At 63.0% G+C, this 13,846-nt stretch carries 13 protein-coding genes; 9 read left to right on the forward strand and 4 right to left on the reverse strand.

Annotated elements, in window-relative coordinates; genetic code table 11:
* The first annotated feature begins 107 nt into the window (after positions 1 to 107).
* On the forward strand, positions 108 to 965 hold the full coding sequence (locus B0G69_RS31030) for an IclR family transcriptional regulator (RefSeq protein ID WP_121323691.1): 858 nt from the start codon (positions 108 to 110) through the stop codon (positions 963 to 965).
* The gene (locus B0G69_RS31035) at positions 962 to 1,813 is read left to right on the forward strand and encodes an IclR family transcriptional regulator (RefSeq protein ID WP_121323692.1); all 852 of its coding nucleotides are present in this window, start codon (positions 962 to 964) and stop codon (positions 1,811 to 1,813) included. The genes B0G69_RS31030 and B0G69_RS31035 overlap by 4 nt, the downstream gene beginning before the upstream one ends.
* Positions 1,814 to 1,888: 75 nt before the next feature.
* Here the strand turns inward: B0G69_RS31035 and B0G69_RS31040 are convergent, their stop codons facing one another.
* The 3 genes from B0G69_RS31040 to B0G69_RS31050 all read right to left on the reverse strand — a co-directional run bounded on the left by B0G69_RS31040 (position 1,889) and on the right by B0G69_RS31050 (position 4,747).
* Positions 1,889 to 2,752 carry an SIS domain-containing protein gene (locus B0G69_RS31040; RefSeq protein ID WP_121323693.1) on the reverse strand — a complete coding sequence of 288 codons (864 nt, stop codon included), beginning with the start codon at positions 2,750 to 2,752 and terminating at the stop codon, positions 1,889 to 1,891.
* A gap of 93 nt (positions 2,753 to 2,845) precedes the next feature.
* Positions 2,846 to 3,928: a sn-glycerol-3-phosphate ABC transporter ATP-binding protein UgpC gene (gene ugpC / locus B0G69_RS31045; protein ID WP_121323694.1), complete on the reverse strand. Its 1,083-nt coding sequence runs from the start codon at positions 3,926 to 3,928 to the stop codon at positions 2,846 to 2,848.
* Positions 3,929 to 3,973: 45 nt separating this feature from the next.
* Positions 3,974 to 4,747: an SDR family oxidoreductase gene (locus tag B0G69_RS31050; RefSeq protein WP_121323695.1), complete on the reverse strand. Its 774-nt coding sequence runs from the start codon at positions 4,745 to 4,747 to the stop codon at positions 3,974 to 3,976.
* 333 nt (positions 4,748 to 5,080) lie between these two features.
* On the opposite strand from B0G69_RS31050, the gene B0G69_RS31055 reads away from it, so the two are divergent.
* From B0G69_RS31055 to B0G69_RS31065, 3 genes are all read left to right on the forward strand, one after another.
* Positions 5,081 to 6,313, forward strand: a complete 1,233-nt coding sequence (locus B0G69_RS31055; RefSeq protein ID WP_121323696.1) for a sugar ABC transporter substrate-binding protein — start codon at positions 5,081 to 5,083, stop codon at positions 6,311 to 6,313.
* Positions 6,314 to 6,488: 175 nt separating this feature from the next.
* On the forward strand, positions 6,489 to 7,379 hold the full coding sequence (locus tag B0G69_RS31060; RefSeq protein WP_121323697.1) for a sugar ABC transporter permease: 891 nt from the start codon (positions 6,489 to 6,491) through the stop codon (positions 7,377 to 7,379).
* Entirely contained in the window at positions 7,376 to 8,227 is an 852-nt protein-coding gene (locus tag B0G69_RS31065) for a carbohydrate ABC transporter permease (RefSeq protein WP_121323698.1), read from the forward strand. Before B0G69_RS31060 ends, B0G69_RS31065 begins: the two co-directional genes overlap by 4 nt.
* Positions 8,228 to 8,361: 134 nt before the next feature.
* On the opposite strand, the gene B0G69_RS31070 is transcribed toward B0G69_RS31065, so the two are convergent.
* On the reverse strand, positions 8,362 to 8,655 hold the full coding sequence (locus B0G69_RS31070; protein ID WP_121323699.1) for a DUF1330 domain-containing protein: 294 nt from the start codon (positions 8,653 to 8,655) through the stop codon (positions 8,362 to 8,364).
* Between the two features lie 612 nt (positions 8,656 to 9,267).
* On the opposite strand from B0G69_RS31070, the gene B0G69_RS31085 reads away from it, so the two are divergent.
* From B0G69_RS31085 to B0G69_RS31100, 4 genes are all read left to right on the forward strand, one after another.
* Complete coding sequence (locus B0G69_RS31085) at positions 9,268 to 10,416, forward strand: peptidyl-alpha-hydroxyglycine alpha-amidating lyase family protein (protein ID WP_121323700.1); 1,149 nt, start codon at positions 9,268 to 9,270, stop codon at positions 10,414 to 10,416.
* Between the two features lie 217 nt (positions 10,417 to 10,633).
* On the forward strand, positions 10,634 to 11,524 hold the full coding sequence (locus tag B0G69_RS31090; protein ID WP_121323701.1) for a LysR family transcriptional regulator: 891 nt from the start codon (positions 10,634 to 10,636) through the stop codon (positions 11,522 to 11,524).
* Positions 11,525 to 11,895: 371 nt separating this feature from the next.
* A complete protein-coding gene (locus B0G69_RS31095; RefSeq protein WP_121323702.1) occupies positions 11,896 to 13,062 on the forward strand; it encodes a CoA transferase in 1,167 nt (388 codons plus the stop codon).
* Positions 13,059 to 13,820, forward strand: a complete 762-nt coding sequence (locus B0G69_RS31100) for an enoyl-CoA hydratase (RefSeq protein WP_121323703.1) — start codon at positions 13,059 to 13,061, stop codon at positions 13,818 to 13,820. The genes B0G69_RS31095 and B0G69_RS31100 overlap by 4 nt, the downstream gene beginning before the upstream one ends.
* The last annotated feature ends 26 nt before the right edge of the window (positions 13,821 to 13,846 follow it).

Raw genomic sequence — 13,846 nt, forward strand, 5'->3', positions numbered from 1 at the left:
CAATAGCGAAATGTATCGCTATACGCAAATCTCGAGACGCCTAAGATGAAAGCTGGCAGGAACGGCCATTCGATTAAGATGGACGCTTTTTACGGACGAGCGCAGGAGTGAGCAAAGCAGCAAACGCGGCCACAGGCAAAGGCGCGCGCGGCGACGAGCCAGCGCACGGCGGTAAAACGCAGCGTGGCATTCAGAGCGTCGAGGTGGGCGGCCGGGTGTTGCTCGCGCTTGCCCAGGCACGCACGCCACTGGCGCTCTCGGATCTCGCCGGCGCCGCGCAAATCGCACCGGGACAGGCGCATGCCTATCTGGTGAGCCTGAGTCGCCTGGGTCTCATCAAGCGCGATGAACTGTCGGGCCGTTATGAACCCGGACCGCTGTCGCTGCGGCTCGGCTTGCTGCACCTCGAAAACCAGCCGGCGTTTCGCGCCGCCGTGCCGCGCGTCGCGGCGCTGGCGGAAACGATCGGATTCAGCGTCGCGATCTGCATTGCCGGGCCACAGGGGCCGACCATCGTCCGTTATGAGCATGCGGGGTTTCCGCTGCACGTCAATCTGCATGTGGGCACGGTGATGTCGCTGCCGGCCACGTCGACGGGGCGCGTATTTTGCGCGTTTTTGCCGCGCGACAAGCTGGCCGGGATGTGGGCGAATCAATCAGGCGCGGCGGATGACGCGATGACGCCACCCGGCAAAAGCGCCGCTTTCGCGGCAGCGTTGAACGGGATTCGCCAGCGCGGATTGGAGGCGAGCGTGGATGCGCCGAGCCCTGGCATCAGCAGCCTGAGCGCGCCGGTCCTGGACGGCGACGGCCGTTTGCTGCTCGCGCTGACGGTGATCGGCTCGACCGGCGTGATCGATGTCGCCGCCGACGGCCCGACCGCTCGCGCACTGCTTAACGCTGCCCACGACATCGGCGCCGACCTGGCGGCCGCAGCTTCTCTGACAGTTTCTTCCGCATCGTGACCGACTCTCCCGACCGATCTCCCCCTTCAGGCGCCGATGCGAAGCCGCAGCGCGGCATCCAGTCGCTCGATAGCACGGGCGAATTGCTGACTGCGCTGGTCACCGCGGCGCGCCCGTTGAGCCTGCGCGATCTGGCGGCGGCAGCCGACATGCCGCCGGCGAAGGCATTCCCGCACCTGGTGAGTCTGCTGAAAATCGGCCTGCTCAATCGCGATGCGGCCGGCTGTTTCGAAGCCGGGCCGCTCGCGCTGGAACTGGGTTTGATCGGCTTGCAAAGACTGTCGCCGACGCGTGAAGCGGAGCCCGAAGTGGTCGAGCTGGCGGCATCGACGGCAATGAGCGTGGCGATGGCGGTGCTCGGGCCGCTCGGGCCGACCGTCGTGCGGCTGGAGGAATCCGCGCGACCGTTGCATGTGAGCCTGCGGGTCGGCACGGTGCTGTCGCTGGTGAACACCGCGATCGGCCGCGTGTTCGCGGCGTATGTCGCGGATGATGTTCGCGCGGGTCTGCTCGCCCAGGATCACTTGCGGCTGGCGGGGGCGGGGACTGGAGCCCCCATTGCGGACAAACCGGAATTCGCGCCGGCGAGTCCACCCTACGCGCAACGGCTCGCGCGGATCCGAGCGGACGGCATCGATACGGCATTGAGCCGCCCCGTGCCCGGCATCAGCACCCTGGCTGCGCCGGTGTTCGACCATACCGGCAGCATCTGCCTCGTGCTGGCGTTAATGGGGCCGAGCGGGAGCTTCGATAGCGAACTGGCGGGCGGCCCTGCACAGACGTTGCGTGCGGCGGTGTCGAGGCTGTCGCACAGGTTCGGCTGGATGCCCGCAACCGACGGGAGTTGAAGAAGAGTGGGCCGGCGCAAGGCCATCGGCTTCTGAACAAACCAGACAACAGCACCGGGCGCTTCACGACCGCACTCAATCGCCCGCGTCCTGCGGCCCATGAGACGCCAGCCTCGCCTTCGCATGCCGCATCTTCTCGAGTGTCTTCGGTCCGGCCTTCAGCGCGACGCCAATCGCGAGCGCATCCATGATGCACAGATGCACGAGCCGCGACACGCCCGGCGTATTCGGATCGACCGGACTCGGCACGCGCAGCAGCAGCGGAATATCGACGAGCCACGCGAGCCGGGAACCGACATTGGTCAATGCAATCGTGGTCGCGCCGCGCTCCTTGGCAATCTGAATGCTCTCGTTCACTTCGACGCTGCGGCCTGAATGCGAAATCGCAAAGGCCACGTCGCCCGGCTCCATCAGGCCCGCGTACAGCCGCTGCAAATGACCGTCGGTAAACGCCGTGGACGCGATATCGATTCGCAAGAACCGCAACGCCGCATCTTGCGCGACGAGCCCCGAGCCGGAACCCACGCCGAAGAAAAACACCCGCCCTGCGCTCGACAACGCCGCAATCGCACTCTCGACCACCGCCGGGTCCAGCGCGCCGCACGCATGCGTAATGCCGTCGATCGCCGCCTCGCCGACCTTGCCCATCAAGGTTTGCACGTCGTCGTCGCGCGCCACCGCCGTCGATGCGTACGGCAGTCCGCCCGCCACGCTCTGCGCCAGTTGCATCTTGAAGTCGCGCAGCCCATGCGCGCCGATCGCGCGGCAAAAGCGCGTGACGGAAGGCTCGGACACCTCCGCGCGCTGCGCCAGTTCGGTGATGCTCGCGCGCATCGCGAAGTCGACGTCGCTCAACACCATGTCGGCGACCTTGCGTTCGGCGGGCCGCAAACTGGCAAGTGCGCTGCGGATGTGGGGAATCAAGTTCGGTGCGGACACCCGGTGTTCCTCGAGGGTTAAATGAATCCGCGTCGCTCGCAGCTTCGATCAGCTTCAATCGGCTTGAATGGCCTTCAAGCGGCAACACGCGGTTCAGACCAGCCTGCGTCCACTCTCCGTATCGAACAGATGAATATGCTCGGCCGGCAAGCGCAGCGTCACGCGCTGGCCAGGCTCGACTTTCGAGCGCTGGCGCGTCGTCACGCACCACGTGTTGCCGCCTATTTTCCCGTACAAGTGCGTCTCCGCGCCGGTCGGCTCGACCACTTCGACGTCGAGCACGGCGTCCGGCGTCTGCGTGACGGTTTCGATATGTTCGGGCCGCACGCCGAGCGTGACCTTCGCGCCGGGCGCGGCCGTGGCGGGCACGCTCTCCAGCACGATCTCGGCGCCGTCCGCGAGTTTCAATGCAAGGCCCTGCCCTTGTGCGCGATTCACGATCACGCCCTCGGCAAAATTCATCGACGGCGAGCCAAGGAAGCTCGCGACGAACAGGTTCGCCGGATGATCGTACAGCTCCAGCGGACGCCCGATCTGCTCGATGCGCCCTGCGTTCATCACGACGATGCGGTCGGCCATCGTCATTGCTTCGATCTGATCGTGCGTGACGTAGATCACCGTATTCTTCAGCCGCTGATGCAGCGCCTTGATCTCCGTGCGCATCTGCACGCGCAGCTTGGCGTCGAGATTCGACAGCGGTTCGTCGAACAGAAACAGCGACGGCTCGCGCACCACCGCGCGCCCCATCGCCACGCGTTGCCGCTGACCGCCCGACAGCGCGCGCGGCAAGCGGTCCAGATAGCCGCTGAGGTTCAGCATCTTCGCGGCGGCTTCGATGCGCGGCTTGAAACTCGCCGAGGATTCCTTACGAATACGCGGACCGAACGCAATGTTCTCGTAGACGGACAGATGCGGATAGAGTGCGTAACTCTGGAACACCATCGAGATATTGCGCTGCTGCGGCGCGAGCGAATTCGCCCGCGTGCCGCCGATCATCAGATCGCCGCCGCTGATCTCTTCGAGTCCGGCCACCATCCGCATCAGCGTGCTCTTGCCGCAGCCCGACGGCCCGACCAGTACGACGAACTCGCCGTCGTCGATGTGAAGATCGATGCCGTGCACCACTTGCGTGTCGCCGTAGCGTTTGAAGATGCCGCTCAGTTGCACTGCTGCCATGCTGTCCTCATTGTCTTGCTGCGTTGATCCGGAGTGTGTAGCGGTTCAAAGCGATTCGAGCGTCAGTTCTTCCGCCATCAGACGATTGCCCGCCATCAGACCGCCGTCGACCGGCAACGCAACGCCGGTAATCACGCGCGCCATCGGCGACGCGAGAAACAGCACCGCGTCGGCGATGTCGTCGGGCGTCGCGAAGTCGCGCAACGGGTACCACTTCTTCAGATCCTCGAAGACCTGCGGATTCTTGTCGACACGCGCCTGCCAGGCCTGCGTCTTCACGGTGCCCGGACACACGATGTTGGCGCGAATGCCATAACGGCCCAGTTCGATCGCGAGCGCCTTCGTGTAGCTGATCAGTCCGGCCTTCGCCGCGCTGTACGCCGGATGACCGAGCGCGGCCATGCCGTTCACCGAACCGATCAGCACCAGCGCGCCGCGCTGCCGCTCGATCATCGACGCCCGTACCGCCTCCACCGTGTGATACGTGCCGTTCAGATTCAGATGAATATCGCGCTGCCAGCTCGCGGCATCGGTGGCGGCGAGCGTCGTGCCCAACGCCGCGCCGGCGTTCGCGACCAGCACGTCCACCGGACCGCGTGTCTTGACGGCGGCGGCCACCGCTTGCTGCACCGCGGCGGCGTCGCCGAGATCGACGGCGATCGGCGTGACGTGCGCCGCGCCGAGTTGCGCGGTCAACGCGCTCAGCGCGGCCGCGTCGATATCGAGCGCGAGCACCGTATCGCCCGCTTCCACGAAGCGCTTGCACAACACGCTGCCGATGCCGCCGCAGGCGCCTGTTACCAACACCACACGATTCATGTCCGCCTCGCTCCTCGATCTCGCCGCCCGGCAGCTTCGCAGCGTGTAAATTTCCTACAAAACTGACGGTGAGACAGTTGACTAGTCATCCCGAAGACTGGGTATCCATGACATCGCGTGATAAGAATACCCCTGTTTTACAGCATCATATGCACAAAACCAGCTTGGAAAAAATATCGCAGACCCTACGTGACAAGCAATTTTGCGTCATGTAGGATTTTTTCAAACAATTCAACCCACGCGGCCGGCGACGGCAGCAGACCACCCCACCATCGTTGGATGGGACCGGAGCAAACGCGAAAGCGCCCACTCCGTTCGACACAGGAGAGAGAAATGTCGTTGCATGCCCGTGCTTCCCTCGCGCTCGGCAAAGTTGCCGTGGCGCTCGCGTTTGCAGGTATCGCCGTCGCGGCTCACGCCGACACGGTCCGCGTCACCGTCGCCCACTACAGCGACGCGACCGCGCCGTACTTCGAAAAAATGGCCCGCAACTTCGAGAAGGCCAACCCCGGCACGACCATCAAGATCGAAGACGTGAACTGGGACACGCTGCAACAGAAGCTGCAAACGGACATCTCGGGCAACGCCAACGCCGACCTCGCGATCGTCGGCACGCGCTGGCTGCTCGACTTCGTGAAGGACGACGTGGCCGAGCCGCTCGACGGCTATATGGACGCGAACTTCAAGGGCCGCTTCATCGGTCCGTTCCTGGCGCCTGGTCAGATCAACGGCAAGACCTACGGCCTGCCGATCGCCGCGTCCGCACGCGCGTTGTACTACAACAAGGATCTGCTCGCGAAGGTCGGCTACCCCGACGGTCCGAAGACCTGGGACGACGTGATCAACGCGTCGAAGAAACTGAAAGCGCAAGGCATCGCCGGCTTCGGTCTGCAAGGCAAGGAAATCGAAACCGACGTCTACTATTACTACGCGCTGTGGACCAACGGCGGCGACGTGGTCGGCAAGGACGGCAAGGCGGCGTTCAATTCGCCGGCCGGCATCAAGGCGGCCACGCTGTACAAGACCATGATCGATCAGGGTCTCACGCAACCGGGCGTGACCGGCTACAGCCGCGAAGACGTGCAGAACCTGTTCAAGCAGGGCCGCGTCGCGATGATGATTTCCGCGCCGTTCCTCGCGAAGCAGATCAAGAAGGAAGCGCCGAATCTGAAGTACGGTATCGATCCGATTCCGATGGGCACCACGCACGCCACCTATGCCGTCACCGATTCGATCGTGATGTTCAAGAACTCGAAGGTGAAGAAGTCGGCATGGAAGTTCCTCGACTATCTGTTCACGAAGGAACCGCGCGTCGAGTTCACGACGACCGAAGGCTTCCTGCCGACCACGAAGGCCGAAGCGACCGATCCGGCGTTCAACGATCCGGATACCAAAGCATTCGTCGCGCTGCTGCCGACGGCCCACTTCGCACCGACCGTGACCGGCTGGGAAGACACCGCGAAGGCCGTAACCGACGCGATGCAGTCGATCTACCTCGGCAAGGCGCAGCCGGCTGCTGCGCTCAATGCGGCGGCCGCGCAAGCGAACAAGTCGCTCGGGCATTGATCGCGTCGTCGCTCCGTGGTGGGATTTGTTGAACCCGGAACGCGCGCCGTCGTTGCCAAAGGCGGCGCGCGTTCCGGTTGTGATGCACCTGATTGCACCTGATCGCACCTGATGTATTCGGCCCATCCCGTCGCGCCCGCTGCATAACGCGGGCGCGTCTTACGATCGAGCACGCATGAGCCGTTCCGCTTCTTCGCGCTTGCAAGCGCCCTGGTTGCTGATTGCGCCGAGTCTGATACTGGCGCTTTTCATCATCAGCTATCCGATTTTCAACATCGTGTGGCAATCGCTGCACGAAGTCTCACGCTTCGGCGCGATCCGCGATTTCACCGGCCTGCAGAATTTCTATGCGGTTTTCAACGACCCCGTGTTCATCGCGTCGACCCGGCGCACGATCATCTGGACCGTCTGCGTGGTGGGCGGCACGGTGCTGATTTCGGTGCCGGTCGCCCTGGTGCTGAATCAGGATTTTCATGGACGCGGCGTGGCGCGCACCATCGTGATGCTGCCGTGGTCCGTCTCGCTGACAATGACCGCCGTGGTCTGGCGCTGGGCCTTCAACGACGACTACGGCATGGTCAACGTCACGTTGCAGCGGCTCGGCTTGATAGGCGGACCAATCCATTGGCTCGCGACGCCGGAGCTCGCGTTCCCGGTGGAGATCGCCGTCGGCATTCTGGTGTCGATTCCCTTTACTGTGACGATCCTGCTGGGCGGCCTGTCGTCGGTGCCCGGCGACATCTACGAAGCCGCGCGAATCGACGGCGCGAGCGCGTGGCAACAGTTCCGCAAGCTGACGATGCCGCTGCTGCGCCCGTTCATCAACATGACAATCCTGCTGAACGTGATCTACGTGTTCAACTCGTTCCCGATCATCTGGGTGATGACGCAAGGCGGCCCCGACAACAGCACGCACATTCTCGTCACGTACCTGTATGAGCTGGGGTTCCGGCTCGGCCGTCCCGGTGAAGCCGCCGCCGTCTCGCTGATCATGCTCGTCATGCTGTTCCTTTTCTCGATCGCCTATCTGCGCCTGCAGCCCGCGAAAGAAGGAGATCCGTCATGAGTTTCGACGCGAAGATGAAGCGCTCGCTGTGGTGCTGGCTCGCGCTGTCGCCGCTGGTGGTGGTCGTGCTGTTTCCGTTCGCCGTCATGTTTTTCACAGCGTTGAAGCCGGCTTCCGAGATCTTTGTCTATCCGGCGCGTTGGCTGCCTGTGCAGTGGCAGTGGCGCAATTTCATCGACATGTGGGAAGCGGCCAACTTCGGCGTGGCCCTGCGTAATAGCACGATCATCAGCTTGCTGTCGACGATGCTCGCGCTGGCGGTGAGCTTGCCTGCCGCTTATGCACTCGCCCGCTTTCCGTTTCGCGGACGTGGCCTGTATCGCCAGTTTCTGCTCGTCACGCAGATGCTGTCGCCCATTCTGCTCGTGGTCGGTCTGTTCCGGCTCGCCGCGATGATTCCGTTCGGCGATGGCAACCTGGTCGACTCCAAGATCGGCGTGATCGTTTCGTATGCGGCCTTCAACATCGCGTTTGCGGTGTGGATGCTGTCTTCGTACTTCCAGACGGTGCCGCGCGATCTGGAAGAGTCGGCCTGGCTCGAAGGATGTGGGCGCACCAAGGCGGTGTTCAAGGTGTTCCTGCCGCTGGCGGTGCCGGCGATCGTCGTGACGGCGATCTTCACGTTCATCAACGCGTGGAACGAGTTCGCCGTGGTTTATACGTTGATCCGTTCGCCGGAGAACAAGACGCTCACCGTGCAGGTGACGGATATGGTCGCAGGGAAATACGTCGTCCAGTGGCACCTGGTGATGGCCGCTACGCTCTGCGCGACACTGCCGGTTTCGATCGTGTTCGCGTGGTTGCAGAGGTATCTGGTGAAGGGGCTGGCGTTGGGGGCGGTGAAGTGAGCTGGCGCGGGTCGAAAGCCGGTGGTGACTTGCTTCGCGGCCAGCCGTCAATCCAGTTCTGTATTGACGGCCCAACGCCTCACTGCTGCATATCAGTGCGATAGGGCATTGGCTTGCCCACCGTATCCGCTGCGTTAGTCCGTGCCGCGAACAATGCGCAGATCGCGCTCGACGCCGTCACCCAGCGCTTCGAGCGCTTTCTTGTAGGCTTCGCTTTCGTAAGCGGCGACCGCCTGCTCGTAACTCGCAAACTCGATGACGACAGTGCGCTCCTTCAAGCCCTGCTCGCGCGCCTCATCAGCCACACCGCGCACGATGAACTTGCCGCCGGCAGCTGCCACGGCAGGCGCGGCGAGTTGCGCGTAAGCGGCCAGCTTCGACGCGTCGTTGGTCTTGCGGTAACTCGTTACCCAATATCCTTTGCTCATTTGCCTCTCCTTGTTCTACGGTTCAAAAGCGGTCGCGGGCTTACATAGTAGCAAAGAGAGATCGTTGCGTTGGTCGGCGAAGGCGTTTGTCGTTGCGCGCGCTGTGTTCACCGACATCTGCATTTGCGCTGGCGTTTGCGACACGCCGCCTCGAGTTCCCACCAGGCGCCCGTTTCCTCGACACCAGGCGAAACCGGTCTGCGCTTTCGCGGCTCACTCCATATCTTCGATGCGGGGCGACGAGCAGCGTCGCGCCCATCAGCAGTCATGCGCACATTCTCGACCAGATAGTTGTCCGCGCCGACCAGTATGTCGATACGAACGCTCACGCCGTGTCGAAAACGGTGAATCGATCACTGGTGTGGCGCGCATGGCTTCGTGCCGCGCGTGATCCCGCAGACTTCCCAAAGGATTTCGCCGCCGACCTGCCGCTCAAGCAGGCCCAATTCGAATCACACGCGCGAGAGCGAGCGATGCCGGCACAACACAGAGCCCCCCTCTCCTGACACAGAACGACGACTTAGCTATTAAGCGTTTTGTGCACTACGATTGCCTGTGCACGTTTAGAGCTTGACGACGTGACTATCAGGCCGATCGCCTAGGAGACACCGAATGAGCGAGCAATATGGGGCATTTTGTCCGTGCTGTGGCAGCGCGGAGCATCGGGCAATGAGTCGTCGAGCGTTCATGAGTCTTATCGCCGGCACTGCGGCCGGACTCGCGATGCCTGCGGCATTCGCTGACACGCAAGACGCGCCGGCCATTGCTTACGATTCGGTTGCCAATCCCGTTCATTTACCTAAAGACACCTATTTCGGCGAATGCTCCGGCGTCGCGCTCAACTCGCACGGACACATCTTCGTGCTGTCGCGCGGCAACACCAACGGCCCCGCGTATGGCGCGGCCGCCGCGCAACTGCTTGAGTTCGCGCCCGACGGACGCTTCGTGCGCGAGATCGGCCATAACCTTTATGCATGGTCGTTCGCCCACACGGTCAAGGTGGACCGTCAGGACAACATCTGGGTGACGGACAAAGGCTCCGACATGGTGATCAAGTTCACACCGGATGGACGGGTTGCGATGGTATTCGGCCGCAAGCAGGAAGCCGCCGACGAGGAAACCGGCCCGCTCAAGCATCCCAATCCGCCGCTGCCCTCCGAACCCGGGCGTTTTCGTCAGGTGACGGACGTCGCGTGGGACGCCGCGGGCAACACGTACATCAGCGACGGCTATATCAACTCACGCGTGGCGAAAGTCGATCGCGACGGCAACTGGATCAAGTCGTGGGGCGACCGCGGCACGGGTCCGGGCCAGTTTCATACGCCGCACAGCATCGCTGTGGATGCGCACGATAACGTCTATGTCGCCGACCGCAGCAACCGCCGCATTCAGGTGTTCGACACCGAAGGCACTTTCCTGCGGCAATTCACCATCGACGTGCCGGTGCCACCGGATGCGCGTCCGGCGATCGGCAACATGCCCGACGAAGCGGCGATCGCAGCCGGCACGTTCGCGCCCGGTTCGCCGTGGGCCATCTGCATTTCGCCGGGGCCGAACCAGGTGCTTTATAGCGCCGATGCTTTTCCGGGGCGCATCTACAAGATGACGCTCGATGGGAAAGTGCTCGGCGTGCTCGGCAAATCGGGCAAACAACCGAAGCAGTTCGGCTGGATTCATCAGATGGCGTGTCCATCGGAGAATGTGCTGTTCGTCGCGGAACTGCTGAACTGGCGCGTGCAGAAACTGATTCTGCATGCGTGAGCGACGACGGCAACATCACATTCATGCGAGTGTCTGACTGAAACGCGGCCGGCGTGACAGCAGACACCGCGTGCCAACCCGCTACGATTCGACACTCACCCTCCCCGGCGGCATCACGCCACATCACCGATATCATGACGAGATCGACCACGGCCCGTTCGTCGCCGCCCACTGCGCCGCGCTCATCCTTCGAACAAGACAAAGTCTGGAGTTCGTTTTGAAATTCGACACGACAACCGTTCGGCTGGTCCTCGCTATCGTCGAGGAAGGCAGCATCTCCCGCGCCGCCGACAAGCTCAATCTGGCCGTGGCCGCCGCATCGCGACGCGTGTCGGACCTCGAAGAGCAACTCGGCGCGAAGCTCTTCAACCGTGTGCCGCACGGCGTCGAAATCACCGAATCGGGCGCCAAGCTGCTGCAATACGTCCGGCAGATCGACAACCTCATCGACCGGCTCGAAGGCGACGCGCTGGCGCTCAATCATGGGCTCGACGGCCGCATCATCATCGGCGCGCCGAAGGCGGTCGTGATCCAGTTCCTCGCTCGCGAGATTGCCGGCATCCAGCGCAAGTATCCGGGCATCACGCTGAAGATCGTCGAAGAGAACAGCAAGATCGTGCAACAGCTGCTGCGCGACAAAGTGATCGACGTGGGCATCTATGAGAAGAAGAGCGGCTTTCTCGACCTCGCCAAATCGCCGTACCGCGACGACCGGCTCGTGCTCGTCTATAGCCGCGCGCATTTCCGGTTTCGTGACGAACCGGTTGGGATCGACGACATTCTCGATCTGCCCATCGTGAGTCTCGGCAAGGGCTCCGCAGTGCTCTCGGCCGTGCAGCGCGCATATCGCAGCCGCGGACGCCTGTTCGCCAACAATTTCACCGCCAGCGGCTTCGACACCATGCTCGCGATGGTGCGCCATGGGCTCGGGGTCGGTCTGATGCCACCCGACGTGCTGCGCAGTTTTCATCCGGAGAAAGCGCTCGCATCGGCCGAGTTGCAAGGGGACTGGCATCAGCGCAGCTATGTGCTCTCGTGTGTCGAAGGACACGCGCAGGAACAGACGCTGCGCAACGTGGTGACCGAATTGCTCGGCCACCCGGCGTAATCGTTCGACTCCCTCCGGTTTCGCCGCTCGCGAAACCAGACATGACGCGGTCATTCTTGCGGCGGCCTTTGCAGTCGGCGACAGTGGGGCATAACGATTAGCCGGAGACAAATCATGCCCCGTGGCCCTGGCGCGACCACCGACAGCATCGCGCGATGCACCCCCACGAAAAGCGGTCAATGCACCGCGTCGCGGACTCCCCAAACGTTCTCATTCGCGCTTGCGCATTCCTGGCAACCTTCGGCAGCCATGCGTCCCAGCGTCTCGCGCTGACACCCGTCCTCCCCACACGCCTCGTTGCACATTGACGCGAGCGGGCAATCCTCCCGCCACTTCGAAACGACGAATCAACGTACCAAAGGAACCTCGATATGACCGAATCGAAACATCTGCCGCTGCAAGGCATCCGCGTGCTGGACGTGAGCCAGGTCATGGCGGGCCCGTTCGCCTGCATGCTGCTGGCCGACCTGGGCGCGGACGTGATCAAGGTCGAGCCGCTGGAAGGCGATCAGACTCGCGGCGCGATGGGATTCAAGATGAAGGGTCCCGACAGCATGGGCTTCCTGAACATGAACCGCAACAAGCGTTCTCTGACGCTGGACCTCAAGAGCGACGAAGGCCGCGAGTTCTTCTACAAACTCGCGAAGACCGCCGACGTGATCGTCGAAAACTACCGTCCCGGCGTGGTGCAGCGCCTGCATATCGACTACGAGTCGATCAAGGCAATCAATCCGAAGATCGTCTACGTGAGCATCTCCGGCTTCGGGCAAAGCGGCCCCTGGGCCTCGCGCCCGGGCTTCGATCTGATGGCGCAGGCGATGTCCGGCGTCATGAGCGTGACTGGCTACAAGGGCGGCAAGCCCGTGAAGGCAGGCGTGCCGGTGGCCGATATCGGCTGCGCGCTGTTCGCGGTGTACGGCCTGTTGTCGGCCTACATCGGCGCGCAGAAAACCGGCGAGGGTCAGCACATCGACGCGTCGCTGTTCGATTCCGTGATGGCCTTTTCGATCTGGGACATGTCGGAGTACTGGGGCACAGGCGTGCCGCCGACGCCGCTCGGCACCAGCAACAAGATGAGCGCACCCTATCAGGCAGTGAAAGCGCGCGACGGCTACTTCGTCATGGGCGCAACTAATCAGAAGCTGTGGACGAAGCTGTGCGAATTGCTACAGCGGCCGGACCTCGTCGCGCACGCCGACTATGCAACCGTCTCGCTGCGCCTGAAGAATCGCGAAGCGATGATCGAAGTACTGGAGCAGGAATTTGCGAAGCGCGACAGCGCCGAGTGGGTCGAGGCGATGCTCGCGACCGGCATTCCGGCCGGCCCGATCCTGTCCTATCCGGAAGCGTTCGAAAGCGAGCATGCCACGCACCGGCACATGTGCATGGAGATCGACCATCCACTTGAAGGCAAGGTCAGGAACATCGGCTTTCCGGTCAAGATGCTCGGCACGCCGCAAACGGTGCGCCGCCACCCGCCGCTGCTCGGTGAACACAACGATGAAATCTTCGCCGAAATCAACGGGACGGCATCATGAACGAACCCGTCACCCTCACAGTGCATGCTTCGGGCGCAGCGGAGATCGTGATCGATCGGCCCGAGCGGCACAACGCCATGACGCTCGACATGTACGAATCGTTGCTCACGCTCATCGGCCAGTGTGAACGCACCAGCGGCGTGCGCTGCATCCTGTTTCGCGGCGCGGGCGGCAAATCGTTCATTGCCGGCACGGACATCGCGTATTTCAAGGACTTTCGTGACGGCCGCGATGGCGTGGCCTACGAGGCCTTCGTGGAACGCGTCATCGATACGGTCGAACGCATCGCGATGCCCACCCTCGCCGTGATCGACGGCTGGGCCGTGGGCGGCGGCCTCGCGCTCGCGACAGCGTGCGACTTCAGACTGTGCAGCGATGCATCGCGCTTCGGCGCGCCGATCGCGAAGACGCTGTCGAACACGCTGTCCTCGCGCAACATCGCGCGGCTTCAGGCTGCCCTCGGCGTGCCGCGCGTCAAGAAGATGCTGATGCTCGCCGACTATCTGAGTGCCTCGGACATGCTGGAATGCGGGTACGTCCACGACGTTTGCTCGCCCGGCGCGTTGCAGGAGGCGGCGCATGCGCTCGCGCAACGGCTCATGGCGTTGTCGCCGGTCACGCAGAAAGCGGTGAAGGAGAGCTTGCGCCGCATCGTCGTCGAACAGCGGCTCGACGACGAAGACCTGATCGACGAGGTGTACGGCAGCACCCGCTTCAAGGACGCCGTGATCGCCTTCACCTCGGGTGCGCCGAAATAACAATAAACGAACAACGTGGAGTGAGA

The sequence above is a fragment of the Paraburkholderia sp. RAU2J genome (genome assembly GCF_003634845.1).
Classification (GTDB): domain Bacteria; phylum Pseudomonadota; class Gammaproteobacteria; order Burkholderiales; family Burkholderiaceae; genus Paraburkholderia; species Paraburkholderia fynbosensis.

What these genes read in the sequence shown, in the direction of transcription:
- B0G69_RS31095 (WP_121323702.1), top strand. Translation starts at nt 11,896, where the DNA reads ATGACCGAATCGAAACATCTGCCGCTGCAAGGCATCCGCGTGCTGGAC.
- ugpC (WP_121323694.1), bottom strand. Translation starts at nt 3,928, where the DNA reads ATGGCAGCAGTGCAACTGAGCGGCATCTTCAAACGCTACGGCGACACG.
- B0G69_RS31065 (WP_121323698.1), top strand. Translation starts at nt 7,376, where the DNA reads ATGAGTTTCGACGCGAAGATGAAGCGCTCGCTGTGGTGCTGGCTCGCG.
- B0G69_RS31100 (WP_121323703.1), top strand. Translation starts at nt 13,059, where the DNA reads ATGAACGAACCCGTCACCCTCACAGTGCATGCTTCGGGCGCAGCGGAG.
- B0G69_RS31050 (WP_121323695.1), bottom strand. Translation starts at nt 4,747, where the DNA reads ATGAATCGTGTGGTGTTGGTAACAGGCGCCTGCGGCGGCATCGGCAGC.
- B0G69_RS31060 (WP_121323697.1), top strand. Translation starts at nt 6,489, where the DNA reads ATGAGCCGTTCCGCTTCTTCGCGCTTGCAAGCGCCCTGGTTGCTGATT.
- B0G69_RS31070 (WP_121323699.1), bottom strand. Translation starts at nt 8,655, where the DNA reads ATGAGCAAAGGATATTGGGTAACGAGTTACCGCAAGACCAACGACGCG.
- B0G69_RS31085 (WP_121323700.1), top strand. Translation starts at nt 9,268, where the DNA reads ATGAGCGAGCAATATGGGGCATTTTGTCCGTGCTGTGGCAGCGCGGAG.
- B0G69_RS31055 (WP_121323696.1), top strand. Translation starts at nt 5,081, where the DNA reads ATGTCGTTGCATGCCCGTGCTTCCCTCGCGCTCGGCAAAGTTGCCGTG.